Annotated in this window: 22 protein-coding genes and 4 pseudogenes; 7 read left to right on the top strand and 19 right to left on the bottom strand. The window is 67.6% G+C overall.

All coding sequences use genetic code 11. The annotated features are described in order from the left end of the window. Window positions 1–622: 622 nt before the first annotated feature. The 4 genes from QCN29_RS33825 to QCN29_RS33810 all read right to left on the bottom strand — a co-directional run bounded on the left by QCN29_RS33825 (window position 623) and on the right by QCN29_RS33810 (window position 4,277). Window positions 623–1,057, bottom strand: coding sequence for a hypothetical protein (locus QCN29_RS33825; protein ID WP_279932953.1), 435 nt, complete (start codon window positions 1,055–1,057; stop codon window positions 623–625). Next, on the bottom strand, window positions 1,054–1,572 hold the full coding sequence (locus QCN29_RS33820) for a hypothetical protein (protein WP_279932952.1): 519 nt from the start codon (window positions 1,570–1,572) through the stop codon (window positions 1,054–1,056). Before QCN29_RS33820 ends, QCN29_RS33825 begins: the two co-directional genes overlap by 4 nt. 94 nt (window positions 1,573–1,666) lie before the next feature. Further along, complete coding sequence (locus tag QCN29_RS33815) at window positions 1,667–2,959, bottom strand: DNA polymerase III subunit beta (protein WP_279932951.1); 1,293 nt, start codon at window positions 2,957–2,959, stop codon at window positions 1,667–1,669. Between the two features lie 328 nt (window positions 2,960–3,287). Then, window positions 3,288–4,277 carry an ISAs1 family transposase gene (locus QCN29_RS33810; protein ID WP_279932950.1) on the bottom strand — a complete coding sequence of 330 codons (990 nt, stop codon included), beginning with the start codon at window positions 4,275–4,277 and terminating at the stop codon, window positions 3,288–3,290. A 576-nt stretch (window positions 4,278–4,853) separates the two neighbouring features. On the opposite strand from QCN29_RS33810, the gene QCN29_RS33805 reads away from it, so the two are divergent. Continuing rightward, window positions 4,854–5,228 (top strand): zinc finger domain-containing protein, encoded by a 375-nt coding sequence (locus QCN29_RS33805; protein ID WP_279932949.1) that lies wholly within the window; start codon window positions 4,854–4,856, stop codon window positions 5,226–5,228. Window positions 5,229–5,297: 69 nt separating this feature from the next. Here the strand turns inward: QCN29_RS33805 and QCN29_RS33800 are convergent, their stop codons facing one another. Next, the gene (locus QCN29_RS33800; protein ID WP_279932948.1) at window positions 5,298–5,672 is read right to left on the bottom strand and encodes a hypothetical protein; all 375 of its coding nucleotides are present in this window, start codon (window positions 5,670–5,672) and stop codon (window positions 5,298–5,300) included. 224 nt (window positions 5,673–5,896) lie between these two features. After that, window positions 5,897–6,142: pseudogene (locus QCN29_RS33795) on the bottom strand (LexA family protein); the annotation flags it as partial. Between the two features lie 293 nt (window positions 6,143–6,435). Here QCN29_RS33795 and QCN29_RS33790 point away from each other — a divergent pair. Continuing rightward, a complete protein-coding gene (locus tag QCN29_RS33790) occupies window positions 6,436–6,804 on the top strand; it encodes a hypothetical protein (RefSeq protein WP_279932947.1) in 369 nt (122 codons plus the stop codon). On the opposite strand, the gene QCN29_RS33785 is transcribed toward QCN29_RS33790, so the two are convergent. From QCN29_RS33785 to QCN29_RS33770, 4 genes and pseudogenes are all read right to left on the bottom strand, one after another. Beyond that, window positions 6,747–7,922, bottom strand: coding sequence for a lipase family protein (locus QCN29_RS33785; RefSeq protein WP_279932945.1), 1,176 nt, complete (start codon window positions 7,920–7,922; stop codon window positions 6,747–6,749). The two genes, QCN29_RS33790 and QCN29_RS33785, sit on opposite strands and share 58 nt — an antisense overlap. Window positions 7,923–7,948: 26 nt before the next feature. After that, on the bottom strand, window positions 7,949–10,066 hold the full coding sequence (locus QCN29_RS33780; protein WP_279932943.1) for a DUF7144 family membrane protein: 2,118 nt from the start codon (window positions 10,064–10,066) through the stop codon (window positions 7,949–7,951). 612 nt (window positions 10,067–10,678) lie between these two features. After that, window positions 10,679–11,161: pseudogene (locus QCN29_RS37375) on the bottom strand (IS1634 family transposase); the annotation flags it as partial. 69 nt (window positions 11,162–11,230) lie between these two features. Then, window positions 11,231–11,698: a hypothetical protein gene (locus QCN29_RS33770; protein ID WP_279932941.1), complete on the bottom strand. Its 468-nt coding sequence runs from the start codon at window positions 11,696–11,698 to the stop codon at window positions 11,231–11,233. Between the two features lie 35 nt (window positions 11,699–11,733). Between QCN29_RS33770 and QCN29_RS33765 the strand changes: the two genes are divergently transcribed. Further along, on the top strand, window positions 11,734–12,045 hold the full coding sequence (locus QCN29_RS33765; RefSeq protein ID WP_279932939.1) for a hypothetical protein: 312 nt from the start codon (window positions 11,734–11,736) through the stop codon (window positions 12,043–12,045). Here QCN29_RS33765 and QCN29_RS33760 read toward each other — a convergent pair. Both QCN29_RS33760 and QCN29_RS33755 read right to left on the bottom strand, forming a co-directional pair. Then, a complete protein-coding gene (locus tag QCN29_RS33760; protein WP_279932938.1) occupies window positions 12,040–13,047 on the bottom strand; it encodes an IS3 family transposase in 1,008 nt (335 codons plus the stop codon). The two genes, QCN29_RS33765 and QCN29_RS33760, sit on opposite strands and share 6 nt — an antisense overlap. 17 nt (window positions 13,048–13,064) lie before the next feature. Further along, window positions 13,065–13,448: a hypothetical protein gene (locus QCN29_RS33755; protein WP_279932937.1), complete on the bottom strand. Its 384-nt coding sequence runs from the start codon at window positions 13,446–13,448 to the stop codon at window positions 13,065–13,067. Between the two features lie 389 nt (window positions 13,449–13,837). On the opposite strand from QCN29_RS33755, the gene QCN29_RS33750 reads away from it, so the two are divergent. Continuing rightward, window positions 13,838–14,047, top strand: a complete 210-nt coding sequence (locus QCN29_RS33750; RefSeq protein WP_279932936.1) for a DUF6207 family protein — start codon at window positions 13,838–13,840, stop codon at window positions 14,045–14,047. A gap of 13 nt (window positions 14,048–14,060) precedes the next feature. Here the strand turns inward: QCN29_RS33750 and QCN29_RS33745 are convergent, their stop codons facing one another. The 3 genes from QCN29_RS33745 to QCN29_RS33735 form a co-directional block, all read right to left on the bottom strand. Then, window positions 14,061–14,492 (bottom strand): hypothetical protein, encoded by a 432-nt coding sequence (locus QCN29_RS33745; protein WP_279932934.1) that lies wholly within the window; start codon window positions 14,490–14,492, stop codon window positions 14,061–14,063. 640 nt (window positions 14,493–15,132) lie between these two features. Then, a complete protein-coding gene (gene fabV / locus QCN29_RS33740; RefSeq protein WP_279932933.1) occupies window positions 15,133–16,347 on the bottom strand; it encodes an enoyl-[acyl-carrier-protein] reductase FabV in 1,215 nt (404 codons plus the stop codon). After that, window positions 16,344–16,625 (bottom strand): acyl carrier protein, encoded by a 282-nt coding sequence (locus QCN29_RS33735; protein WP_279932932.1) that lies wholly within the window; start codon window positions 16,623–16,625, stop codon window positions 16,344–16,346. Before QCN29_RS33735 ends, fabV begins: the two co-directional genes overlap by 4 nt. Window positions 16,626–17,953: 1,328 nt before the next feature. Between QCN29_RS33735 and QCN29_RS33730 the strand changes: the two genes are divergently transcribed. Beyond that, window positions 17,954–18,856 carry a helix-turn-helix domain-containing protein gene (locus QCN29_RS33730; RefSeq protein ID WP_279932931.1) on the top strand — a complete coding sequence of 301 codons (903 nt, stop codon included), beginning with the start codon at window positions 17,954–17,956 and terminating at the stop codon, window positions 18,854–18,856. 390 nt (window positions 18,857–19,246) lie between these two features. Here QCN29_RS33730 and QCN29_RS33725 read toward each other — a convergent pair whose 3' ends face one another. Together QCN29_RS33725 and QCN29_RS33720 are read right to left on the bottom strand one after the other, a co-directional pair. Further along, on the bottom strand, window positions 19,247–19,543 hold the full coding sequence (locus QCN29_RS33725; RefSeq protein WP_279932929.1) for a hypothetical protein: 297 nt from the start codon (window positions 19,541–19,543) through the stop codon (window positions 19,247–19,249). Next, on the bottom strand, window positions 19,544–19,873 hold the full coding sequence (locus QCN29_RS33720) for a class I SAM-dependent methyltransferase (protein WP_279932927.1): 330 nt from the start codon (window positions 19,871–19,873) through the stop codon (window positions 19,544–19,546). Between the two features lie 174 nt (window positions 19,874–20,047). Here QCN29_RS33720 and QCN29_RS33715 point away from each other — a divergent pair. After that, window positions 20,048–20,666 (top strand): annotated as a pseudogene (locus QCN29_RS33715) (transposase family protein); the annotation flags it as partial. A 114-nt stretch (window positions 20,667–20,780) separates the two neighbouring features. Here the strand turns inward: QCN29_RS33715 and QCN29_RS33710 are convergent. Together QCN29_RS33710 and QCN29_RS33705 are read right to left on the bottom strand one after the other, a co-directional pair. Next, the gene (locus QCN29_RS33710) at window positions 20,781–23,174 is read right to left on the bottom strand and encodes a M48 family metalloprotease (protein WP_279932925.1); all 2,394 of its coding nucleotides are present in this window, start codon (window positions 23,172–23,174) and stop codon (window positions 20,781–20,783) included. Window positions 23,175–23,179: 5 nt separating this feature from the next. Further along, window positions 23,180–23,725, bottom strand: a complete 546-nt coding sequence (locus tag QCN29_RS33705; RefSeq protein WP_279932923.1) for a hypothetical protein — start codon at window positions 23,723–23,725, stop codon at window positions 23,180–23,182. Between the two features lie 510 nt (window positions 23,726–24,235). Here QCN29_RS33705 and QCN29_RS37370 point away from each other — a divergent pair. After that, window positions 24,236–24,675: pseudogene (locus tag QCN29_RS37370) on the top strand (DDE-type integrase/transposase/recombinase); the annotation flags it as partial. Window positions 24,676–24,791 lie beyond the last annotated feature (116 nt).

The following is a 24,791-nucleotide window of genomic DNA, read 5'->3' as shown; positions in this document are numbered from 1 at the left end:
GTTTTGAAAGCCTTTCAGGCTTTCTTTCAATTCCCGCGTTGCGGGAATTGATGGTGTGTGAGGTGACGGGGTGTCCGCCGGTGGCGGACACGGTGGGGGTGGGGGTGGGGCCCCTGTCGGGGCCGGGGGGTGCGGGGGTGTTTCGTAGTGAGGGCGTGGCTAGAGTCTGGGTTCTGTCCCCATGTCCCCTGCTTGCTAGGCAGAGTGACGGGGTGTCGGGCGGTAGGTGGGGGCCCTGTCGGGGCCGAGGGGGCCGGGGTGGGGTGACGGTACCGGTACGGCGGTACGTGCCCGGGAGCCGCCGCCCCGTCCCGGGGCACGGCGCGGAATGATTCCCCGCCGCCCTGACGGGCGGGCCACTCCCCCCTTTCCAGCACGCACCGGAATTCCCCCACACAGACACGCCGGCCCCGAAATTCACACACGGCCTCACGGCCGACAATCCAGAGCCACTAAATACCGACCGAGGGGGCGCAACACCCGCCCGAACAATTCCCCACACCACCACCTGACGCCCCATCACGCACCCGCCGAAACTGACGCGGTGTCATGGAGCTATTTCCGGAGTATTAAAAACAGACAGGGTCCCTATCGGGGCCCTGTCGCTCGGAATGCGCTTCTGTTATAGAGGGCGCTCATCCGCCTCTCTCCACGCTTTGTAGAGGGCAAGTACCGCCTCTCTATAAGCGGCGTTGTCGGCCGATTCGCGGGCCTCATTCGCTGCTGCCATGGCATCCAGGAACGCCACCGTTTCCTTTACTGAAAGATCACTGAGGCGCGGGCGCTCGGACATCGCCCAACCATCCGTCAGGTAGCGGCCGTACGCGTCCTTGATCTGATCGTGCTCCCCCTCCAGCACCTGACGCTCTACAACTTTGGGCGTGAGTGCCCGTGCCCGCCTGGCCTGCCGCACGCGGCTGGGAACTCCGCGCACGGCGGCGATCGGCCCACTCCTGCCTGTGCCGGCCGCGAACGGCTTGGGCGGCCTGTTGAGTCGACCGACCAACAGGCAGACGGCCGCACCGACAGCAGCAACGGCGAGGGTGATGGTGATCAAACCGGCTCACCGTTCGTTTCGATCAGAGTGATGGCATCTCCGTCTTCCAAGGAGACAGACACTTCGGTCAGTTCTGCGGACTCTCCGAGCACTGTAAGCGGGGCGTTGACGTCGTAGCTCTGGATGGCTTCGGCCACCTCACGTGCGCACCTGTAGGACGGGGCCTTGACCCGTACCACGGCGCTCAGTTCGAGCTCGAACGCGTACTCGTTCATCTCGGCCGCAGGCGATCCTTCACTGCGGTGGACGGCGGCCGGCCGCTGCCCCTCTTCGGCGGGGACGACCGTCACACTGTGCGCCGGGACTCCGTAACAGGCGCTGGCGGTGCCTCCTCCCGATCGAGGGCGGGAGTGGCGCAGGATCTCCACGGTCACCCGTCCTGCCGGGGTGAAGCCCTTGACGCTTCCCTCAGCCATCTCTGTGGAGTGGGCGCTGCGCCCCCACTTCCGCGGGAAGAGCACTCGGGATTCGGGGGCGATCGGTGTGCCCCTCCAGTCGAGCAGCGGGGTCTGCATGGGTGCCTCCTGTTCGTGTGGTGTCTCCGGTGCGGCGGGGTGCCACTCCCCGCCGCAGGGCGGGGCGGGACTGTGTCCCGCCCCGCAGGGGTGGCTACTTGCTCAGGTCGAGCCGGATGGGCATCAGCAGGTGCCGGTAGTCCTGACCGACCATGTCGGGCCCCTCGGTGAGCAGCACCGGCTTGGTGGTGAGTCCGTCCTTCATCTCGCGGATGTGCAGGGTGACGGTGTTGCTGGTGAACGTGCCGAGCGCGTCCAGGAGGAAGCCGGGGTTGAGGGCGAGCAGGTTGCCCTGCAGGGTGTCGGCGCTTCCGTGGGTGATCGTGGACGGGATGGTCATGCCCTTGGTGCGGGCCTGTTCGTCAGCGGTCCCGATGCGCGGGGCGAGGGTGAGGGTGCCGTCTGCGTCCCACCCGAAGCTGACGGGCATACCGTTCTCGCCCTTGGCCTTGATGAGGGCCTGGCACTTCTTCGCGGCCCGTACGACCGTGGCGCGGTCGACGCGGACGGACGTGTCGCACTCGGTCGGGAACAGGCTGCCGTGCTTGGGCAGGCTGCCCTCCAGCGGGCGCATCGTGATGGTGGTGTCGCCCATCGACAGGGCGGCCCGGGCGATGACGCCTTCGCCGTTCTCGATGATGCCAATGCCTACAGGCCCTTCGTACGACTTCAGGCGCTTGGCCAGAGGGGCGAGGATGCCAGCGGGGATGAGGGTGGTCAGCGGCTTCTCCAGCGGCTGCACCGTGGCGGTCGCGGGGACTTCCGCGACCGCAAAGCGGTAGCGGTCGGTGGCCGCCATGGCGAGCGTCTCGCCCTCCAGAGTCATCTGGACACCGGTGAGGGTCGGCAGGGTCTCGTCACGGCCCGCGGTGGGCAGCACGCGGTTCAGCTGGGCGAGGAACGTCTGCGCATCCATGGTGGCCATGGCGGGCACGGCCTCCGGCGGGTGCGTGAACTCGTGGATGTCGAGCGCGGTGATCGGCACGGTGATGTGCTCGGTGGCCAGCAGGTCCCCGGCGAGCGAGACCGGCGTGCGGGCAGCGACCGTCTTAGTCTCGCCCGCCACCATCGCGGCGAGCGCCTTCTTCAGCTCAACGAAATCGAGCAGCGAATATCCCTTCGCGACGGGAGTGCCCACGGGCACCGTGACCGACACGGCGGTCCAGAAATCGAAGGTGCTGAGGGTGAGCCGGTTGTGGCTCGTCTGGATGAGCACGCCGCGCTGTGCGAGCGGTTGAGCCTGGGTCGGTACGCCGAATTCGGCGATGCTCAGCGCCTCGGTGATCTGCGCGTGCATTCCGGCGAAGTGCGCGGTCGGCTTGACGGGCTTCTTTTCGTTCTTCGCGGCAGTCTTCTCGGCGGTGACCTGAGTCTCGGGGTGGGACATAGCTCTCCCTCGGGTTGGGTGTGCCTTCGGTTCGTTGGCCGGCTGCCACCGCCGATCAACAAGACAACTATACCATTCACGAGTCACTGAAGGGGGGTGGTTCGCGGCGGTTTCTGGGGTCAATTTCCGCTGGTCGCCTGGCATATGGGTGACGGGGCGGGGCACTGCGCGGCGGGCGTCGGCGGTGCCCCGTGGCGCGTAGCGCCGCGGGCAAGGAGGCGGGCAGTGCGGAGCAAGGGAGCGGGGCGCGCAGCGCCCTCAGCGACCGGCTGACCGGCCTCCGCAGCAGGGCTGTTGCAAAGTCCTTTTCTCGGGATGACGTTGCTGGTCACAGGTGGTGTCCGAAGAGCTCAAGTGGGGCGGTGTGAGGTTGGAGGGCGAGTTCGCGGCGGGCGTCGGCGATCGGCATGCCCATCAGTCGCAGGAAGTTGAGTGTGATGGAGCGGAGGAGGGCCATGTTCTGGGCTCCGAAGCCGGTACGAACTCTCGATGCGTCCTCACGGAAGGTGACATCGCGGACGTAGTGGCCGCTGTTCTCCACGCCCCAGTGGCTGCGGACGATCTCACCGATCCGGCAGGGATCGGCGAGCCGCGAGGGAAGGCTGGTGATCACGTAGACGGTCTCCTTCGACCGGCGGCCGGTGATGCGGCTGTAGCGCCAGCGGATGATCCGGGCCACCTGCCTCAGGTGCGGGAAGTCGAGACCCTCCCAGGTCACAGCCTTGACAGCACGCGTGTCGGTACGGCCGTGGCCGCGATCGGTCCTCCTGTACTCACCCTGGACCTCGTCCCACGGAATCTTCTGGCAGGCCGCGTAGAGGTCGCGCTGGTTGTTCTTCACGGTAAAGACGTAGTGACCCCCGAACTCCTCGACGATCACCTGCGCGTGCCCACGCTGCGTATGCAGCGCATCCGCGGTGATCACCGTGCCGGCCAGGTCGAGAACATGCAGCAGCGGCGCGAACCCGGGGATCTCGTTGGTCTTGTCCGGCACGGCCTGCTGGGCGAGGACGTGCCCGCGCTCGCTCATCGCACCCAGCACCTGCACCGGCCCATGGTCACGAGTGAACGAACCACGCAGCGTCTTCCCATCCACGGCAAGAAGGCGCAGGTCATCACCGAATTCGAGCACGCGCAGGAGCTGTTCGAGCCCGCCGGGCATCACGCCGGCCACCACACGGCGGACCGTCGCCGCCGACGGCGCCCTCCGCAGCCCGAACGGGCCGCGCGGCCGGCAGCCCAGCCGTGCGAGCGTGTCCTGATCCGCCCTCCGGGCCCACTGGCCGATCGCCCGGAAGGTATCGAAACCGCAGGCCATCGCACACAAGCAACCAGCAGCACCGTCTGGATCCCGAACCGGCGCCCACGCGCTATCCGCGGGTCCCGCACCCGCGCCAGGCGCCCGGCGAAGCCTTGCACCCCCGACACAACGCCACAACACTCCGCACACAGGCCAGGCATGGCAGGCTCGGACACACGAAGCTCCGTTGTTTTGCAGGCGACTTGGGAAGGTCACCCGCACAACGGAGCTTCGCCCGTTCCAGTCACACCCAACCTGACCAGCAGAAACCGTAGATCAACTAACTTTGCAACAGCCCTGGCCTCCGCAGTGCGTGAGAGCGCGCAGCGCTCGGTCCGGGGCGCAGCGCAGCCGGAGCGCCGGCACGCAGCAAGGGGCGAGGGCCGCGAAGCGGGCCAGCCCCGGCCGCCGTGGTCCGCCGCGCGGCGGACCGCCCCGTCAACGAAGGTGCTGCGCACATGCGTCACTCGCGGCGGTGACAGGACGGGCGAGCATTGACCGAGGGGCGGGTAGGCTCCGGGCATCCACGAAGCGGCCACCTCAGCGGCCGGCGGATTGTCTCGACGCCCGCGGCCCGGACTTCATGCTGAGCACATGAACGACTGGGACGGTCCCGATCCGCCGGACTGGCAGCTGTACGTCGTCGGCCGACTGGGGCCCGGCGAAGGGCCGGTCACTGGTGAGAGCTATGTGGTCTACGTACGGCCGTGCTGGCAGTGCGGAGCGCCGGTCGGCGAGCTGTGCCTGCCACTTGCCCGGGCGCGGCGGTTCCGAGGTGCCCACGCGGCGCGGTACGCGAACCTGACGTCGTACGACATGGAGCGCAACCGGGAGGCTCTCGGCCACCCGTGCCCGCGATGCGCTGCGGCTGCGGGGGCGATGTGCCGGACGGTGCCGGCGGACGGGAGCCGGCAGCGGGAGCTGCGGCAGACCGTGCACACGGCCCGCGAGGACGGCGCCATGGGCTGACGGGGCGGGCTGCGCCGCCGTCTGACCTGCGGCGGTTATAGAAATTCGACCGTGAATGAGGCGGCGCACCTAGGGCTGGGGCTCGGCAGCTTCCTTGTACGAGACGTGGCCGATCGCGCGGTACGCCTTGTCCAGGCCCTCAACGGCCTGGACGGCTTCGCTGGCTTCGGCGAGGCCGGCGCGGAAGTCCTGCAGCTTCTCCTCCAGCGATGTGCCCCTGAAATCTGTTTCCAGGCGGTCGCCGGCGCGCAGCCGGTAGATGCCGCCCTCCAGGAGCTCGAGCGGCTGGGGCAGTTCGTGCGCGCTGCGTGTGAGGCCGCTGAGGATCCGGTACGCCTCCAGCGGGTACTCCAGCGGCGCGTCGACCAGCCGCCGGGCCAGCTCGGTGTGTGCCTGGGCGGCGTCCATCGCGTACTGCTCAACGCGCTTGTCGTCTTCGGTCACGAACAGGCCCTTCTTCGCCTCGGCGGGATGGTCCAGAGTCTGGCAGCGGGCGAGGTGTTCCGGGCCGGAACGGCGTATCGCGCGGCAGCGGTCGGGGGCTGCCTCGTTCGGCCCAGACTGCGGCCGTGTTCACGGTGTCCCGGTCGGCGGCAGGGCAGCGTGGGGAGCGGAGTCCGCCCGGGAGTCCTTCGCACGTCGACCGGGCGGACCGCTCTTCGTGGTCCTCAGAGAGTGCGCAGGACGGCGACCACCTTGCCGAGGATGGCCGCGTCGTCGCCCGGGATCGGCTCATACGCAGCGTTGTGGGGCATCAGCCACACCCGGCCGTTCTCGCGGCGCAGGCGCTTGACGGTGGCCTCGCCGTCCAGGATCGCGGCGACGACGTCCCCGTGGTCGCCGGAGTCCTGGCGTCGGACGGTGACGATGTCGCCGTCGCAGATGGCGGCCTCGATCATGCTGTCGCCGACGACTAGAAACCGACGGGTTCTCGGATTCTTGGGGCACTCTGGCGACGAACCCGAGGGGCATTGTGCCTGAACACCCAGCCCTGCACGTTGGGTTCATCCTTTCGACGGGACGACCTCAAGCTGACTGGTCAGATTAATCGGCGCAATTCACTAGCCAACACCCTCTGGGAGTACTACAGCGGTGAGGAGGCACCTCGCCGACGGTGGTCATCTGCGCGTCGGGCATCGCACTCTGGGGGAGGAACCGCAGGTGGAACGCGTCCTCGGCGGCGGTGAGCCGCTCGAGGCTGTGCCGCGTGGTCCGGGACTTCTGGGGCCCAGTGTGCGGGTGGCCGAACGTCGGCGCCGCGCACGTACGCGCCGACATGCAGGACGCGGTGCCGGGCAGCGGCTGCCTCTTAGCGGTGCCGTCCTCGGTCACCGTCAGCAGCACCCGCGCGTACCCGGAGAGCCAGCCCGGCAACGTGGACAGGATCGACCCGCCCGGGCCGGGCCTGCTGTTCGCTGCCACCGTGACCGCCGCGTATCTGGCCGCGTGCGGGCTGCCGGTCAGCCCCGGTCTGGACACCGTCATCCCCCTGGCCCGGGCCGCCCGGGACGAACTCCCTCACGGAGTGTTCATAGCGGTGTTGATGGCCGCTGCGACGTCGGGATTTTCCCAGTAGGCGGAGTGTGTCCAGAGGCCGGAGCTTGCTGTGTGGGACACGGGGATGTCGTCGGGGGGTGTGCCGTCGTGAAGGCGGAAGAGTGTGGAGGCGATGAAGGCGAGCAGGTCGAGGGGTTCCCAGAGGTTTGTCCACCGGCGTAGTGATTCGGGGAGCACTACAGCGCCGTCGCCGGCGTATGGGGTCAGTTGTCCGCCGCGTGGGTCGCAGGCGTGGAAGAAGGCTGGCTGGGAGCCGAAGGTGAGCAGGGAGCTGGTCCATAGCGGGTGGGTGGCGGTGGCCATGTCGACGGCGATGACTCCACCGAGGCTGTGGGCTACGATGCGGACGGGTCGATCGGGGGTGCGGCCGAGGGCGGGGTCAACCGCTGCGATGGTTTCCTGTACCCGGGCGTGGATGGCGGCCTGGTGACGTTGGTAGACCAGGACGTCGCCGAGGAAGCGGGTGGTGCCGGGCCCGAACCCGGTTCGCAGCGCGTGGTTGATCCTGCCTGCAGTGGCCTGGATGGCGGCGCCGACCACTCGGTCCAGGTCCTGCAGACGGCGGCGAACCAGGGCCCGAAGACCTCTGCCCTTCCCGGCGCCGTCGCGGAGTTCCTCGTGGCCATCGTTGAGGTCTGCGGAGTCAATGAGGGCTTCGGCGAGGGACCGTCCGGTCTCCAGCAGCAGTCTGGCGTCGTCCGTGCGGCACAACCACTGGGTTTCGGGCCACTCCTCTTCGAGGTACTCCAGGACCTCGTCGGGGTCGGGCCTCTCAGCGTCGCCGTCCCGCAGGTCAAAACCTGATACCTCCGCGTCCTCGGTCAGGCGGGCGCGGACGGCAGCTTCCAGCGTGTTCCATTGCCCCCGGCGGTCTGTCGGTGCCGCAAGTACGGACAGCAGCACCGAGGCGTCTACCTGGTCGGGTCCTGCTTCACCACGATCACGCAGTTCGATACCGGTCGCCTCGATGCGGCCGGCGGCTGCGGGAGGAAGCGTGAGGTTGATGAATCGGTCTTCCGCTCCGAGATCCCCCCAGTAGACCGGCACCATCTCGACACCGGAGGCGGCCTTAAGGGACGCGACGGCATTCACAAAGCTGTCCCGGTCGCGGTTGGCGACCCCGTGGATGACGAACACCGGAGCGTCTATGCTGTGCTGCTCCCTCACGTACGGGTGATGTGGGCTGTCGCTGCGGGACTGCCGTAGACGGCGTAGGCCAGCCAGCTCGGGTCCCCCTGCTGGCCGCTGATGGCTCGTCGTGCTGCGAGCGAGGCCTCGCCGAGCGACAGCGTTTCGGCGAGGAGGCTGTTGTAGAAGGCGTCAGCAAACTTGAGAGCGGACTTCGAACGCACCGCCCACAGTGTGCCGATGAATGCACCTGCACCCGCTTTGAGGAATTGAGGGGCCCATCCGAGGCTCTCACCGAACCAGTCGATCTCCCCAGCTGAGCGGCAGGCGTTGAAGAACACCAGCGGATGGTGCGAGCTCAGGCTCCGTAGTTTGGCGGCGTCATTGAGGTCGACCGGGTCGAAGTCCCCATCGTCCATCCTGACGCGGGAGCCGCTAGAAGCCGTGAAGGTATTGTGACAGGCGAAGTGCAGCGCCCCGGCATGGCCCTCCTTGATCAGCTGGGTGAGCTCGGCGCACTTGGTCAGGACCCCGCCGTCCCGCACCCCTGATCCGAACTGAGCACGCACCCTGCGGACTTCTTCGTCGGAATCGATGGGAGAATCGGGAGGGACTACAAAGGTGACGCCAGGCAGGTCGAGGTCGCGGACCGGGGCCTGGCCAAAGACACGGCGCACGACGGGAACCCATTCGGCCAGGAACCCATGGTCGTCGTGCTCTCGGTCGAGCGGATAGAGCAGTTCCCAGGGCACCGCATCGTGTTCGCCCACCACGGTGAACGAGGAGATGCGGTCGGCCACCTCCCAGAACTGGCGTTTCACTGCCTCTGGGACCACTGAGCTCCACAGCCCAATGCCGTAGGCGCGTAGCCGGCGCCGAAGCTGGGCAGCGTCACGGTTGCCATCGCCGCGGGCCGTTCCCTTGAGTTCCGCGTAGATCTGGTTCGCTTCTGCGCGGGGATCGCCCGCCCGGAAGCGGAAGGGTTCTGGGGCATGGGTCGTCTCGCTCAACAGCTGGAAGCTGAAGGTGCCTGCCTCGGTGCCCCTCACTACCTGCAGGGTGACCTCACCAGGGTCAAATGCCACCGACGGCAGGGGGGCAGAGCGCTTCGGACCGTCCCTGGTAACACCACCGGGCTCGACGGAGATTTGGCACTGGACTTCGCCGAGGAATGTCCCTCCCCGGTACGCGCGGACCGTCACCTGATGTAGGCCCGGGATGGCCGCCTGGAATCCAAACCGCAGCACGTCCGAGTCCTCGCCTAGGAGGATCGTCAGCTCCTGTTGCATGTCATCGAGGGCCAGCAAGCCAGGGGCATCGACGGTGACCGTCACGCGAGCGCCTTCCGGTGGTATCAGGAATGGGCGGAGCGACGAGCCGAGGTCAGATTCAGAGCCGCATACTACCTGCACGTGCAAGGGAATCTTCCGCCCCACATCGGTCTGCTCCGCAAGGCGCGCCACCAGTCGGCGGGCTTCTGGCTCGCCCGCGTTTGAGTGATTGGTCTTATCCGCTCTCGGCTTCAGTGTCGCCGCTCTGTCCCCCACCGCGCCGACCTGAATATCTCTCCCCTGTTGGATGTTGTACCTCGCGATGCTGCCCTCTGCGGCGGAGACCGATATCTCGGCCGAGGCTTTGAGTTTGGCCCGCTGGAACTCCTCCTCGGTCAGATCACCCCTTGCCCTGATCTCGGACAGCTTGGCGAGCTCGTCCATCCTGCTCCGGGTCCTCCCTGTGCTCCCGGCACCGGCGGCCGTCATCGCCCAGATGACGAAGACGTACAGGGCGATGCAGATGACCGACCAGATCGGGTAGTACGGCAGCGACAGGAAGTTCGTGATGATGAGCATTCCCGCGATCGCGATGCCGGTGCTCCGTGCCCAGGGGGAGGCCCTGAGCAGGCTCAGGGCCACGAGGATGGCTATGGCTCCGAGGATGAGGTGGAACCAGCCCCAGATGGTCACGTCGTACTGGAACGTGTAGTTCGGTGTTTTCGCGAAGATGTCGTCCTTGGCGATGCCCATGATGCCTTGGAGGAGGTCCATGACACCGGTGATGATCAGCATGAATGCGGCGAAGACCACAGGCCCGACGGCTGTCGCCTGAGCGTCCACCTGAGCTGTCTCGGAGCGGGGGCGGGTGGTCTGTGTCATGGCGTCTCCTCAGGGCTCGATCGAGGGTTCGCCCACACGTCCTGCAGGAAGCTGCGGGCTGCTCCTGGATAGTTCACCGTGAACCGAACGACGCCGAGGGATGCGGTTGCTTGGGGCGCGACAGCCCTCATGGACCGGGCTGCTTCAAACTGTTCTTGGGCCGCGTAGACCGTGCACCTGTCCAGACAGTACGGGGAAGAAGCACTGGCTGGCGGGACACCAAGGCGTCTTGGCCAAGTAGTAATCCTGACCGGAACGAACTCCTGCTGTGGCCTGCACTACGGCGTTGGCAGTTGTAGCGGCTAGAGCCGCAGACGCTTTGGGTGCCTTCTCGTGTCTCCTCGCGTACTGCCGTTGAATGCGATCTCGGCGCTTTATCCGGAGCTACTACCAACGATACGGATCAGCACGGGGTACGCATCATGTGCTGGGTCTCTTGGCGGCCCCGAGGGATCTGGAGAGAGCTGCGTGAGTCTGGAGCATTCGCCCGGGTTCGACAGTTGGTGGGCATGCGGCGGTGGCGGATCTGGGGGCTGACCTGCGGTGATGGGCATGGGGAGGCTCCGGGGCCGTTTGCCCACGGCTCCGGAGTACGTTTTCCCAGGTCAGTGGCTATTCGGGGGTCTTGAGGCCGCTCATCTTTGGTGGGGATGACACGCCGCAGTCCTTGAAGAGTTTGGTCTGGGTGGCGGTGAGGCGGGTGGTCTGCTGGAGGCTGCCGGCCGGGCCGGAGAGGGTGACCTGGTGGAGGCGGCCGAGCTCGGTGTTGATCGTGGGCCAGGTCTGTTCGGTGCGGCGTTCGGCGACACGGATCAGCAGCAGGGCGAGCCAGCACAGCAGGACGTGGGCGCGTATCCGCTCGTCGAGGCGGTGGTGGACCGGCCGCAGGTCGAGGGTGGATTTCATGGTGCGGAAGGCGCGTTCGGCTTCCAGCAAGTTCTTGTAACCGAGCGCGACGTCCTCGGCGGACAGGTCCGGGTCGCTGGTGGCCAGCAGGTACTTGCCGTCCAGGCGGGCCTCGGCGGCGACCTTGGCGGCGTCGATGGACAGCCGTCCGGTGGTGGGGTGCTGCTTGAGCCAGCGGCCCAGCGGCGGACTTGCCGACCGGGCGGCCGGTGCGGCGGCTTACGCCCCAGGATCAGCGCTTGAGTTCGCCGTAACAGCTCAGTCGCCCCTGAGCTTCCGCCATTTCTCCGTCTCGTGCGCGTACGGGGCATCCGTCCACTGCTGAATCGTGGTGGCCGCGTCGGCACTGTGGTGGTCCCGCCACACACGCCACGCCGTGCTGCGGAGGTCAGCGAGGAACTGAGTACCGACGGCCTGCGAGTCACCGGAAGTGATGGACCGACCGATCTCATCCACCAGCTCGGCTTCCTTCTCCGGAGAGTCGGTGGCAAAAAGCAAGAGGACGTAGTCGGCGAAGTCATGGGCCCGGTAGTCGTGGTCGTGCATGTCGGACATCTCGGCGGACCTGGCGATGCCCTCGATCCCGGACTTGATCTTCTTGTAGCCGTAGCCGTCCACGTCGGTACGCCAACTGGCCCAGAAGTCTCTCTCTGTGGGGGAGCCAAGGATGCCAATGAGGCGAAGCAGCCGGTCCAAGTCGATGCAGTCGTGGCAGCGATGCGTCATGACCGGGACGCTAACGGGGCAACCCGGGCAACACCATGGACTTGCTGATTATCGGCCAGAAGACAGGCGCCAACTCGCTGCACGCCACCCGCCTCCCTGCCCAACCGCGCGCGGCCCCGCCGACGCGCGAGCAGGAACAGCCAGCACCCGATCCCCCGAAGCGCTCTCTGCGTACTGCCTTGCTGCTGCTCGGGTTGGTGATGGTCCTCGTGATCACAGGAGCCGCGGTCTACGTTGCCCGTGTTCATCCCTCGCTGGCCGAGCCCTTGGGCGTCGGCGCGGCCGTCTTGGGGGCGATGGCCGGTGCGGAAGATTTCAAGTCCAGTGAGACGGTTATGACGCTATGAGGTTTGTGGTGCGGGTTCCCTGCGCTTGGCCGGGTCGTTGATCCATGCCTGCTGGGGTATCCGGGGTGGTCGGGGGCGGCGGCCGAAGCGTTCGGGGTGGCGGGCGTATGCCTCGGCGAGGGTGACGGCCCGCTGGTCGCGGACCTCCTGGGCGGTGCCGAAATGCACGCTGGCGGGCGTGTGCCAGCCGATGTCCGAATGCCGGTGCTCGTGGTTGTAGTACGCGATGAACGCGTCGAACCACTCACGGGCGTGGGCCAGCGAGTCGAACCGTTCGGGGTAGTCGGACATGTACTTCGTGGTCTTGAAGTGGGCCTCGCTGTAGGGGTTGTCGTTGGAGGTCTTCGGCCGCGAGTGCGACCGGGTGACGCCGAGGTCGATCAGCAGCTGCGAGACCTTCTTCGAGGTCATCGACGTGCCACGGTCGGCATGCACGGTCTCGGGCACGATGCCGTTGCGGATGATGGTCTCGCGGATCAACTCCTCTGCCCGCACCGCTGATTCGGCCCGCTCGACGGTGTGGCCGACGACGTAGCGGCTGAAGATGTCGATGATGACGTAGGCGTGATACCAGACGCCCTTGACCGGTCCGGCCGCCTTGGTGATGTCCCAGGTGAACACCTGCGAGGGTGCGGTGGCCACCAGCTCGGGCACCGCCCTGGCCGGGTGGGTGGCCTGGCGGCGGCGCTCGCCGGACTGCCCCCTCTCGCGCAGGATCCGGTACATCGTGGACACGGAGCAGTGGTAGCGCCCGGCATCCAGCTCGCGGGCCCAGATCTGCGCGGGCGGCAGCTCGGCGTACTCGCCGCTGTTCATCAGCTCCAGGACCGCCGCCCGCTCCTCGGGCGTGAGGGCCGAGGGCTGGACCTGCGGTTTCCTGGGCTTTCGCTCCGATGGGGGCCGCAGCCGGCGGTAGTGGGTGGCCCTGGAGCGGCCGGTCAGCCGACAGGCCGCCGTGACACCGAGTTCGTACTCGACGCCGGTGAACGCGTCGTCGACCACCGGGTCGGCGGCAGCGTTCAGTCCGCGCCCTCGGAGATCATTTCCAAGAGCGCGGAAGCTTTTCCCATGACCTCCAACGCGGCCTTGTTCCGGGCCAGTTCCTTCTCCAGCCGTTCCACCTGGCGGCGCAGTTTCTCGTTCTCCGCCTCGGCAGCCGGCTTCTTCGGCCGGGCCGGACTGGTGCGCTTGTCGACCAGCTTCTCCAGGGCCCCGGCATCCCGAGCGGCCCGCCATTCCTTGACGTGCGAGTGGTACAGCCGCTCGCGGCGCAGGACCGCGCCCTTCTCGTTCTTCGGAGCGGCGTCGTACTCGGCCACGATCCGCAGCTTGTACTCGGGGCTGAAAGTGCGGCGCTTCGGCCTGGGGGCCGGATCGGACTCGGCGGGGTTGGTGCTGGTCATGAGGGGATGGTTCTCCTGTCGTGCCCTCTCAGGCTAACCCGGCGAAGCGGGACGTCTCACCCAAGGCTGACAGAGAGGGGTGCGGCCGCCATGGTGAGCCGTCTCGTTCGGTAACTCGCTGCCGTGCTGCCTGGCGAGCTCACCATCCGCCGGATGAGCGTTCTCAGCCCGCCACAGTGAGCGGTCCCGTCCAGCGTGCTGGACGGGACCGACGCGCATCACCTGTGTCAGGTTGCCGATCGGTGGCTACCCCAGGCGCACCCGGCGTCGACGGCCCGGGCCCGGTAGGCCCGCAGGGCAGGTCAACCGGGGCGATGCTGGGTCGCCCGTCCGTGTAACAGTGAGACGGCCAGCGAACCAGACGCCGTCCCGCCCTCGTCGGTCAGGTCATGCGCATCGACGAGCAGCACATCAGTGAGCCGGGGCTGGTCGTCCTGGACGTGGCCGCCGCTGACGAGGACACCGTCAGTGCGGTGATGGAGTTACTCCAGCAGCGGTGGGCGACCTCAGGGATCACCCCGGTCTGGCGCATGCCAGGGGAACCGGGAGTGCGGGCGCGGGTGTACGCGGACGTCCGCCGTCACCACAGCGCGGGATAGCCCGGTGGCCGGGCTATTCGGTGGTGTGGTTGGAGTCGGGGAGGTCGGGCGGGAAGTGCCGCTCAAGGATCTTCACCCAGGTGGGCAGGGTGACGGAGCCGCCGGTGTCCTCGGCCTGTGCCTGCACCAGCTCGGTCAGGGCCGCCACGAACGGCCGCTCGGGGGTGTCGACGGGCAGCGCGGCGGCGGCACGCTTCAGCCGCTCGTACACGCCGGGGAAGACGCCCTCGGCCCAGGCTTCGGCTTCCTGGGCGGCCTGCCGGCGGCTCTCGTCGTTCATGATCTCCGTCATGTCGCGCCGAGGGCAGTCCCGCGTGTGCCACATCTCCGTGATAGGGCCTGTCGGACCGCAGAACCTGACACGGACCTTGTCGGGGCCCGGGCCCGGCAGGGCGAAGCACTCGGTGCAGTCGAGGAGCCGTGTCTCCGGACGGTCATCGCTCATCGCGAGCCTCCCTTTTCGCGTGGAGGCAGAGCATGCCACCCCGAGAAGCGGGTGACCACGGGGTTCTTCACCACCGCCCCGGCGGCGGTCAGCCTGGCGCACCGCCTGTTCCGCGACGGCCTAACGGAGCCTACGGCCGGTGGGGCCGGGACGTGCCAGTGCCGTGGCCGCGCGGATGCGTGCCGGAGCGGCCCCTGATGGGCGGGTTCACGAACGCATCCGCGGGCCCAGCCGGTCAGCCCCAGTTCGGGTCTGCCAGTCCCCAGCCGACGTCGCTCATCTCGTCACCTCGCTCGTATCCACTGCGGCGCGGGTTCGCGCCATGACGATGATCAGTACTGTGGCGGGCCTCGTCGAGCCCTGCCGTCCCGGGAGTTGGGGGCTCTCCGCCGTGGGTCTCCCTGGGGGACGAGCTGAGTGAGGCGCTCCGGAGGGGGCGGGGCGGGAAAGGGCCTGGCCGCATACGGGCTTACCGGCATGATCACATGGCATGGGTGACAGGGCGTGGGACCGGAAGACCAGGCGCGTGATCGAGGTGCCGGTCGCGGCGGCGGCTGGTCTGGAGCCCGGTCTCGCCCGCGCCGCGTACGACGGATCGGGCGTCGTCCGAGGGCGGTATGTGTGCCGGGCCTGCCGGGGTTCAGGTGGTCAGGTCGGGCCAGGGGACGTTGGTCTCAACCGGCGTGGTGTAGTCGATGCCGGGCACGGCGAAGCCGTACAGGCGCTGCACTTCGGCGTGGAACCAGTCGAGGTCGGCAAGGCCGGCGATGGTGTCGCTGGTGGCCTTCTGCCAGCGCTCGGCCACCTGGGCTTGTACAGAGTCGGTGAGTTCCCAGGTGTCGAGGCGTACGCGGCCTTCGTCGTCGAGGGTGAGCGGGTGGGCGCCGGTGAGCTGGTCCCAGAGCTTGACCAGTTGCCCGATGGGCGGGACCAGGGCCTGGCCGAGGACGCCGCGGAGCAGGCCGATGTAGAGGGCGATGCCGGGGATGGCGGTGGAGGACTGGGTGACGGCCGCGCCGTTGACCGAGGTCACCGCCCGGCCGCCGACGAGCTTGCCGAGTCGTTCGTCCAACGTCCGGGCGGTGGCTTCCAGGTGGGCCTTGGCGGCGCCGATGGTGCCCTGACGGTAGATCGCGGCGGTGAGCGGCGATCCGATGTAGGACAGGGCGGCGGTGGCGAAGCCGTCGGCGAGCAGGCCGCGGTCGGCGAGGTGGTCGATCCAGCGTTCCCAGTCCGCGCCGCCCATCACGGCCACGGTCTGCTCGATGTCGTCGCCCTCGGCCGGAGCGGTCTCGACTTCCTTGACCTCGGGGGCTCCCTGGTCGTCGAAGACGAGGGTCTTGGTGCGGTAGGTGCGACCGATCGGCTTGAGTGCAGAGGCGTAGGTGGTGCCGGTGTCCGGGTCGGTACGCCGTGGCGCGGCGACGGAGTAGATGAGGTAGTCCAGTCGGCCGCCGAGCCGCTCGGCGAGGAGGTCGGCGACCTGGTCCTTCATGGCGTTGTTGAACGCGTCGCCGTTGAGGAAGACCATGTCCCGGCCGTGGGTGCGGGCGAGTTCGGCGGTGGCAGCGGTCCGGTACCAGCCGGCCGTGCCGGTGCGCCGCTCGGTGGGTGCCTTCTCGAAGCACACGCCGATGCCGCGGATCCCGACCCGGGCGAGTCCGGCGATCGTGGCCGCGAGGCCGTACCCGGCGGAGGAGCCGATGACCAGCGCCACCGGCCCGTCCCCGCCCGGAGCGGACGACGGGGGCGTGACGGCCTGCCACATGTCTTCGACGAGCCGCTCGCAGCCGGCCGGGTGGGAGTCGAGGAAGAGGAACCCGCGGCTGCGGGGGTTGATGACGCGTTCGCTCACGAGGGAGTCCTTGGGGTCGGCTCGGACGAGGACGCGGCCGCCACAGGTGGGGCCACCGCATCCTGCAAGTCTGCGACCGTTCGGATACGCGCGGTGACTTCATCCGGCACAGAGATCGCGAGTCGGGTTTGGAGGATCACCACCAGTTCGAGCAGCGACAGGCTGTCCACGCCCAGGTCCCGATCCAGCTCGGCCTCACGGCGCGCGCATTCCTCGCGCGGCCGCCCGGTCACCCGCACCAGCGCCTCGACCGCGAGCGCGGCGGTGTCGACGCTCACCGCTGGCTCCCCGCGGCCGCGCTGTTCGAACGGGCCATCAGGGCCGCAGGCGGGATCACCAGCGGGGTGCGGTGGCCGGTAGCGGTGCCGACTGCTGGTCATACTGGTTGCCGATGTGGCATGCCGGGGAGGCCGCCAGACTGCCGCCGCTGGAGGGGCGCCAAAGACTGCCAGGACCGCCTTCGGGACTTCATGGACGGTGAAATCCTCAGCGGTGACGGGGCGGCGAGGTGCCGGACCGACCATCCGGCAGGACCGCCCCGTCAGTCACCCGACCCGGCCGGCTGCGGATCATCCCTCGCCGTCACCGGGCCAGGACACGGTCGTACATCACCGAAAGCCAACAACAGCCTCGCAGCTGGTCTCTCAACTTCCTTCTCCTACCACGAAGTTGGCAAGCGCAGCTGGCACTTTCCCTGTACCGGCGAATCTTCCGACTGGGCAGGCGGCGCGATGGAAGCCTGCAAGCCGTTGACCTGCGAAAGGTGCGATTTTATGACGGTCTACGATGATTCGGATTTAGCACAGAGTGTCGCTAGTGTCACGCTCGGACGCGCGCAGATCCTCACACGGTCGCCAAACCACATCCGAGACCTGCGCGCGTCGCCGAACACCGACACCTGAAGGGACTTCACATGTCTCGATCATCCCGGTGCCACAGCAGCAAGCGTGCCGTGGCCCGTCAGGCGCCCGGAAAGCAGATTAACAGGGGCGACGAAACTGCCGACCCTGTTGCCAGGACGGGCAAGGCAATCCTCATTGGGTTCCTGGCCATTCCTGTACTGCTGACTCTGCTGATCTCCAGCACGAGCCTGGGGGCAAGGGGCCAAGCCGAGCTAGCTGCGCAGGTACTGGCCAGCGTGCTCGTGACCCTGATCACGAGCGTTCTGACCTGCCCACCAGCACGACGTCTGCGCTGCTGAGCACGCCAGTGGGTGGTGTCGCAAACGGGCGACACCACCCCCCTGCCGCCCCAAGAAGGCTGGCCGACGAAACCGTGGCGTGCCTGGTCGCTGCGACGAAAAGGACCGGTCATTGTTTGCCCCTTCCAGCGACGCAATCGCTGAACACCTCGTGCGAAGGACAGGAAGAAGCACCCTGTGGACCACTGCGAGTTCTGCGCGGAACCTCTGCCAGAGCCCCCTAAAGTCGGACGGCCGCACAAGTACTGTTCCGCCGGCTGCCGGAAGTCAGCCCATCGCGCACGCGCCGGTAGCGCCCCCAGGCCGCCCCGGCCGCCGATTCGGCCCAAGCCGTCCGCGGCGTGCTCCCACGCTGAAGGCCCATCGCGCTCTGCACCTAGCCAGCTGGAAGACTTACTGGGCGAAGTGATACGGGACCTGCAGGACGACGCCCGTGTTCTGCTCCGTCAGCTTAGCGGTGACGACCCGGAGGAGTTCCTGCACCAGGCGCAGCAGATGCGGGAACGGCTGGACTGTCTGACTGCCGGCCTGGTCGGGCGTGCCCGGCTGCGGCGGGTGACCTGGTCCCGTATCGGCCAGGCATTGACCATCAGCGAAGACACTGCGCGGCACCGGTACACCGACGACTACGTCCTGCGTCGCCTCCGCCAGGTGTCCCGTCTGCGTGCCATCCCCAAGTCCCTGAGCGCCCTATACAGCGAGCCCTCCCGGCACTACGACGCAGCCGTGCCGGATGACGGCGCGGTGCCCGCGGCAGCCGAGGCCACCGGCCCCGCCTACAACAGCCTTGCCCCCGTGCTGTCCATGCTGGCTCGCGCCTCCGAGATTCCGCTTCAGGACCTCGCCCACCGCGTCGAATGCTCCCCCTCCTACCTCAGCCGGATCCTCAGCGGACAGCGTGTCCCCTCCTGGCCCATCACCGAGCGCCTGGCCCAAACGTGCGGGGCAGACCCCGCCATAGTGCGCAAATTATGGGAAACTGAACAGCTGCGCCGACGCCCTCCGCGCAGCCGGGTCGACGACTCCAGGGGCATCGACTCGCTCGCCGGCGTCAGCGACCGAGCACAGGCCATCCGCAAACTGGTCACGGCCCTGCGGACCCTGCACGTGCGGGCCGGACAGCCAACCCCGCAGGAGATCTGCATACGCTCACGGTGGCGGCTTCAGGCTCACCAGGTCACCGCCATCCTCGAACGCAACGAGCCCTGCGACTGGCCCACCCTGGTTCTGCTGCTGGGCATCCTCGGTGGATCGACCGACTACTTCCGTCCCCTGTGGCAGGCAGCCACCGAGCACCCACACACGTGAGTTCCCCCGCTGGGTGGCCGTGACGTTGTTCAGCGGCCCCACCGTGACGGCTTGAGCTGGTCCCATTTTGTGAAGGGACGGTTTGCGATGGCCCCACCCTCTTGTGCCGCGGATCTGCGCCGACTCTCAAGTGGGGCCACCTCAAGCCGTCATCGATCTTCACGATCCGGGTCCAGTGCTGGCCGTCGCGGCGGGGCCGGAGAACGACGTCAGAGCCACGCTGGGCGGGAGGTGCTGAATTGTGGCTACGGGCGGGTGGCGATGAGGGCGTCGGTGTGGATCGTCTCCTCGTATCGGCCCGCCGGGTCGAACGAAAGCAACGCCTGGCGCAGGTCCTCTTCGAACGCACCCTGGCGCGGCCCGACTGGGCGGGGGTGGAATAGGAGTTGCTCAGTTGCAGCCCGATCGCTCATCCAGACTGCGCACCAGCACCTGGTCGAACGGCACGACCTCGACAGCCGAGAACGGCGAGCGCTCCACCGTGGACTGGTATGTCTCCTCCGGCTCGGGGTACACCCCGCTCCCGGCCCGGCGGACCGTGCCCAGGTAGGCGGCGCGGACGTCGGCGACCACCGGTGCCCAGCCCGGAAGGGGAGTGGTGCCGGGCGGCCCGGCCGAGAGGATGACGACGCCGGCCGTCTTGGTGGTGAGCTTGTCCAAGTCGGCCAGGACTTGCACGCGGTCCATTCAGCGGTAGGACTTGGCCATAACTGCTAAGTCGAGCGGCGGCAGGCCCAGGGCAAGCAGGGCGCTGGAGTCGCCCTGCTGCCACCGGACGTTGCGCACGCCCCGCTCGTCGGCCAGAATCCGGCCCTGCTCGAGCATCCCATCCGCCGGGTCGACGGCGGACACGGTGCCGACGAGGCTGGCCAGCTCCAGGGCCACGGTGCCTGAGCCGCAGCCCAGGTCGAGGGCGCGCTGCGTGCCGTTCAGGGTGAACCGGTCGGTGAGCAGCGCGTACAGCTCGTCCGGGTAGCGCGGCCTGAAACCGGGCTTAGGTCGTGTCCGGCGGATCATGCATGGGCCGCGGGGTCCGGCACGCCCGTCCGCGGCGTTGTTGTCGGTCGCCGATGCTCCGCATCGGCGACCGACGGCCTCCTCCGCCTCGCAGCCGCACGCACCGGACCCCGCTCACCAGCAGGAGAAGCGTCACCCATCAGGAAAGCGGCATGATCCGCCGGACACTCGCCAGCCCATCTGCGCTGTGGTGACACCTACACCCAACTCGCCGCCGGGTTCGGTAACGGCATCGCGACCGCATACCGCCACATACACGAGGCCGTCGAGGTGCTGGCCGGCCTCGCGCCCACCCTGGCCGAGGTGATGCACGTCGTGCGGACCAAGGCGTTCGTGATCCTCGACGGCACCCTGCTGCCGATCGACCGGATCGCCGCTGACACCCCGTATCGCTCGGGCGAACACAAGCGCCACGGCATGAACGTCCAGGTCCTCACCGACCCCTTCGGTCGACTGTTGTGGGTCTCGCCCGCGCTGACCGGCTCCACCCACGACCTGACCGCCGCCCGCAGCCACGGCATCGTCGACGCGCTCGCCAAGGCCGACCTCAAGTGCGGGGCAGACAAGGCATACCAGGGTGTCGGCGGACTCATCCGGGTGCCCTTCCGCGGCCGTCGCCTCAAGCGGTGGCAGCGCCCCCACAACAGCACACACGCCAAGATCCGCTGCCTCGGCGAGCAGGCCATGGCCACCCTGAAGGGCTGGCGTCTCCTACGGGAAGCTCCGCTGCGGCACCAACCGCGTCACAGCGATCGTCCAGGCCGTCCTCGTCCTTCACCACGCGTCAGCGTGAGGTTGGAAAAGGCTCGGTGACGGTAGCGGGCCCGTGTGGATCTCGACGAAGATCCGGCTGAACGCTTCAGTTGTCACGCCATGCAGCTGTCACACCTGCGCCTGCGACCTGCCTCTACCAGCCGAGAATTTCACCGATCACCATGGCCGCCAGCACAGACCAGCCGAAGCTCCACGGGTAGACCTCGTCCTCCGGGGATCGTCCTAATGGCAAGGACACGGACACGACGACGATGACGGATATGAAACTCATCAGCACCGCTGTGTAATGACTCTGCCACAGTGCGACGGCCACACTGAGGGCGGCGGTATGGGCGCAGAGCCGCCAGAATCCGCCCGGATGGAAGCGGAGTCCAAGGTAGATCGCCAACGACACCACCAAGAGGATGACCCATGTGTGGATCTGAATGCCCAGCTTCGGAGGCATCAAAAGGAGCGGCAAGAACACGACAGAATAGGCGCCAAGCACCCAGCGGTGTGACACCATTCGGTCCTTGGCGGGAGGAAACGAAATCAGGCCAATTACCGTTGCTGCGAGCAGGACATATCCCACACGCGTCGTGAAGCCCTCCAGTGCGACCATGGTGACGCAGAGTGCCAGGGACAGCAGCGTATGGAGCACTGGCCCGATCACATCTCTGGCGCGGCCGGGAGGCGATGGCATAGGGGATCCCGCGGGAGAGGGGTCAATTCCCGACACCGACATTTTTGGAGCGCAGTGCCGCCCCGGCCCGCCGTCTTTGACGTTGCCGCCCTGCTGGGGCAATACAAGGGGCCGCGTCTCCGCTGCGTTGTGGTTGATGGGGCCCCACGCACGCTCCTTTGCCGGTCGCTGCTCTACGGCCGACTCAGCGTCTCGGCCCATGTTCCACATATGACGCAGAGGGAGAAGGGTGCAGGCGAGCCCAACGTAGAGCATCGGGCTGGCCAGTACGTAGTCCGCGAAATCCTTGAGAGTGGCCGCATCGTGCAGGGTGTAGAGGAGCCAGAAAGCCAAGGCGCCGGTGATGCCGCCCACTTCGCACCGGACACCGGCGGCGAAGCCGGTCGTCACATCGATCGCGCGGCGCCAAGGCCCCGATTCCAGCGGCCTGGGCCCACCCCGGAACATCAGCCCCGCAGCGCAGCGGCACCACAGGCACAGGAGTGTGGCGGTGGCCAGAAGCCCTCCGAGGGCCATCAGCCACGGTGCCGCCGTCTCTGTCCGCTGGAACCCGTACGGCGTCGATGACAGGGCGTTGCCGATGAGGAGGCCGCCTGCGAGGGCCAAGGCGATCGCCAAGGTCGCGCCCCAGGAGGCGAGTACGGCTCGCTCACCGTCCGTACGGTGAGCGGCGAGGGTATTGGCCTGGATGCCTTGGAACAGGATGTATCCCGTCGCGGAACCCACGGCCGCAGCCGTCAACTCTACCGCGTGGTCGCTGACCGGACTTGCCGCGGCGAGGTAGGCGATGTGCAGTTGCGCCATGGGGACGACGAGCCCTGCCGCGAATCCGAGCAGAAACCCGTGCAGGGGCGTCAGCCGCAGAGCCGCGGCCGGCGATTCGAGGTCCTTCAGCCTTCTGGATATCGCGTGGTGCGTGTTGAACAGGCCCTTGAAGAAGGATCTGGTTCTGTCCGTCGCCCGTTGCTGCTTCAGTTCGTCTTTCTTCTGCAGCCATCGAAGGGCATCAGCCAGGTCGCGGATTCCTCCCAGGACACGAGCGGTATCCGCGTCCGCGCATCGTTCTCGGTCCCGTACGAAGGACCAGTAGGCCAGAGTGGCCACGACAATCGCGACTGTTGCCTGCCACAGAGGCAGCGCGATGCCGTACCCGAGCGCGTGCCCCGCAGTCACCGCTTCAGCCGCTTCAAGCGCCAGCACCGGAACGATGAAGACAGGGAGAGCGAAGACAGCGCTCATCAGTAGGCCGCGTGTCAGGTGCAGCCAGCGAGGGTCGGAGTTCTTGACGTGCGTCAGTTCATGGACCACGAGTGCGTCGAACAGGCGATTCTCTGCCCGGAACAAGGTGAGCAGGTTTTCGCCGACCGAGAGGAAGGGGCTCCCCTGGCGTCCTCGGAGTGTGGCAGTGGGCTCTCCGCCACCGCCGTGGATGATCTCATCGGGGGCACGCATCCCTGTGCGGTCTGCGATCCGTCGAATCTCCTCCACGACCGCGGGGCGACGTTGTGACAAAGGGCCTATGTTCTTCACGGGCTTCCGGTGCCCAAGAGTGATCCGGTCGTAGGCATCGACTGCGATGAACCAGATGGCGAAGCCGACGGTCGCGAGGAGTCCCAGTCGCCACTGCTGTCCCTCATCGCACGCCGCGTCGGGGGAGCGCTCCGCCGCGAGTGCGGGGACCGAAGGGGTCATGGCCTGGCAACGCACTCCGTCGTCAAGCCAGCTTGGTGCCTGTGAGAATCCCGCGAAGACGGACAGGGTGTACGCGACGGCCAGGATGACCGCTGGACCCACCTTGTAGGCGGCAGGGATGTCCAGCACTGACCGCAGGGCCTTGCGCCTCATGGCCGTTACTCCGCGGGATCGTCACCGCTGCTTTCGTCATGTACGACTGGCCCGTCGTCCCGCCAGGCTCCTGTAGCCAGCTTGGCGATGATGGCGTTCGCAACGGCCTCGGCGCGGTCGGCCGGGAACCCTTCCCTTCGTGTCAGCTTGTCCACAATGACGGCGCGCGCCGCGCGCAAGTGCTCCTCACTGAACGTGTCCCCTGCGGGCAGAGCCGGTGCGGGGTCCGGCGGCGGCTGGCCCACGAGTCGGGCCAGCTTGTCCTTGAGCCTGTCCGTGGCTGTCTGGGTTACGGCGTCCTGCAGTACCTGTAGGGCATACTGCGCGCCAATGATGATCACCGGAACCAGCGTTGCCACCACGACGTCGGCAGCCCCGCCCACCTGCCGACGCGTACGCAGGCTGCGCGGATTCGCCTCGTACGACGAGTAGGTGAGGTCGAGATCATGGAGGGAGTCCGGCTCTAGCTCTTTGGTCACGGCACGAGCAAGTGCCCAGCCGGTGATCAATTGAGGCTCGTGTCCTTCGACATCGCTGCGGTCGTCGGTCATGTCACCACGTTCTCCCATAGACGATTCTCATCGTGAAGTGCAGGATCTGGCGCGAGTGGCGGGTAGGGAGGGCCCTGTGTCCGGGCAGGGCTGTGATCGGGATCGGGGCACGACGATCGTGTGTCACCGTGTGATCTCAGCTTGAGTCGATGCCACAAGGTAGCGTGACGGGAGTTCATCTGGGCCGTGAACAGCAGGACCCACCGAATGGCGTGAGCGGCGGACTCGGCCTGGCTGCGTCGCGTCGTGGTATCGCAGCGGCCTTGTGGTTCAGGTGACGGTTGGTTCCTCGGGGCAGTCGGTGCGCACCCGGTGCCGGTGACGCCTGACCTGGCTTGCTGAGAGGCGGCCTGGAAGGATGCCGCAGTGCCCAAGCCGTGTCCGAAGGAGTTCCGCGAGGACGTCGTGCGGGTCGCGCGCAACCGCGAGCCTGGCGTCACGCTGGAACAGATCGCCGCCGACTTCGGAGTCCTCCTCGACGAGGCCCGGGTCGCCGGTGAGGCGATGGCCGAGCGGACCGCCTGGCGGATCTGCCGGGACAACGGCTGGTGGAGTGCCTCCGGCGAACGCAGGGGCCGCGAGAAGAATGCCGAGTCCGGCCCGCCGGTCCATGACGACCTGGTGCGGCGCGACTTCACCGCGGACGGGCCGAACCGGTTGTGGCTGACGGACATCACCGAGCACGCCACCGGTGAGGGCAGGCTGTGTCTGTGCGTGGTCAGGGACGTGTACTGCGGCCGCATCGTGGGCTGTTCCAGCGACGCCCGGATGAGTCCGGCCTCGCGGTGAGAGCCCTGGAATCCGCCGGTGCCCGTCGCGGCGGGGTCGCCGGATGCATTGTTCGTTCCGGTCGCCGGTCGCCGGTCGCAGTTCCGCTCACGGCAGTTCGTGTCCGTTCTCGCACGTCACCGCATGTCGGCTCCATAGGGCGGGTCGGTGCGGCCGGCGACAAGCGCGTTTCATCACACTGCACCTCTTCTCCTATCGGGTTCGCTTTGGGGTTGCTGCAGGTCGACGGCGGTCAAGGCGTACGCCTTGCTGGACGCGGGGCGGGTTCGGGCCGGGG

Origin of the sequence: Streptomyces chengmaiensis (assembly GCF_029846775.1) — a bacterium.
GTDB classification, from domain to species: domain Bacteria; phylum Actinomycetota; class Actinomycetes; order Streptomycetales; family Streptomycetaceae; genus Streptomyces; species Streptomyces chengmaiensis.
The sequence above is the reverse complement of the archived record's forward strand: the minus strand, read 5'-3'. Positions and strand labels throughout refer to the sequence as shown.

Excerpts from the sequence above, each read along its gene's own strand:
- QCN29_RS33820 (WP_279932952.1), bottom strand. The coding sequence starts at position 1,572 with ATGCAGACCCCGCTGCTCGACTGGAGGGGCACACCGATCGCCCCCGAA.
- QCN29_RS33815 (WP_279932951.1), bottom strand. The coding sequence starts at position 2,959 with ATGTCCCACCCCGAGACTCAGGTCACCGCCGAGAAGACTGCCGCGAAG.
- QCN29_RS33810 (WP_279932950.1), bottom strand. The coding sequence starts at position 4,277 with ATGGCCTGCGGTTTCGATACCTTCCGGGCGATCGGCCAGTGGGCCCGG.
- QCN29_RS33805 (WP_279932949.1), top strand. The coding sequence starts at position 4,854 with ATGAACGACTGGGACGGTCCCGATCCGCCGGACTGGCAGCTGTACGTC.
- QCN29_RS33780 (WP_279932943.1), bottom strand. The coding sequence starts at position 10,066 with ATGACACAGACCACCCGCCCCCGCTCCGAGACAGCTCAGGTGGACGCT.
- QCN29_RS33770 (WP_279932941.1), bottom strand. The coding sequence starts at position 11,698 with ATGACGCATCGCTGCCACGACTGCATCGACTTGGACCGGCTGCTTCGC.
- QCN29_RS33765 (WP_279932939.1), top strand. The coding sequence starts at position 11,734 with ATGGACTTGCTGATTATCGGCCAGAAGACAGGCGCCAACTCGCTGCAC.
- QCN29_RS33755 (WP_279932937.1), bottom strand. The coding sequence starts at position 13,448 with ATGACCAGCACCAACCCCGCCGAGTCCGATCCGGCCCCCAGGCCGAAG.
- QCN29_RS33750 (WP_279932936.1), top strand. The coding sequence starts at position 13,838 with ATGCGCATCGACGAGCAGCACATCAGTGAGCCGGGGCTGGTCGTCCTG.
- QCN29_RS33745 (WP_279932934.1), bottom strand. The coding sequence starts at position 14,492 with ATGAGCGATGACCGTCCGGAGACACGGCTCCTCGACTGCACCGAGTGC.
- QCN29_RS33725 (WP_279932929.1), bottom strand. The coding sequence starts at position 19,543 with ATGGACCGCGTGCAAGTCCTGGCCGACTTGGACAAGCTCACCACCAAG.
- QCN29_RS33720 (WP_279932927.1), bottom strand. The coding sequence starts at position 19,873 with ATGATCCGCCGGACACGACCTAAGCCCGGTTTCAGGCCGCGCTACCCG.
- QCN29_RS33710 (WP_279932925.1), bottom strand. The coding sequence starts at position 23,174 with ATGAGGCGCAAGGCCCTGCGGTCAGTGCTGGACATCCCTGCCGCCTAC.
- QCN29_RS33705 (WP_279932923.1), bottom strand. The coding sequence starts at position 23,725 with ATGACCGACGACCGCAGCGATGTCGAAGGACACGAGCCTCAATTGATC.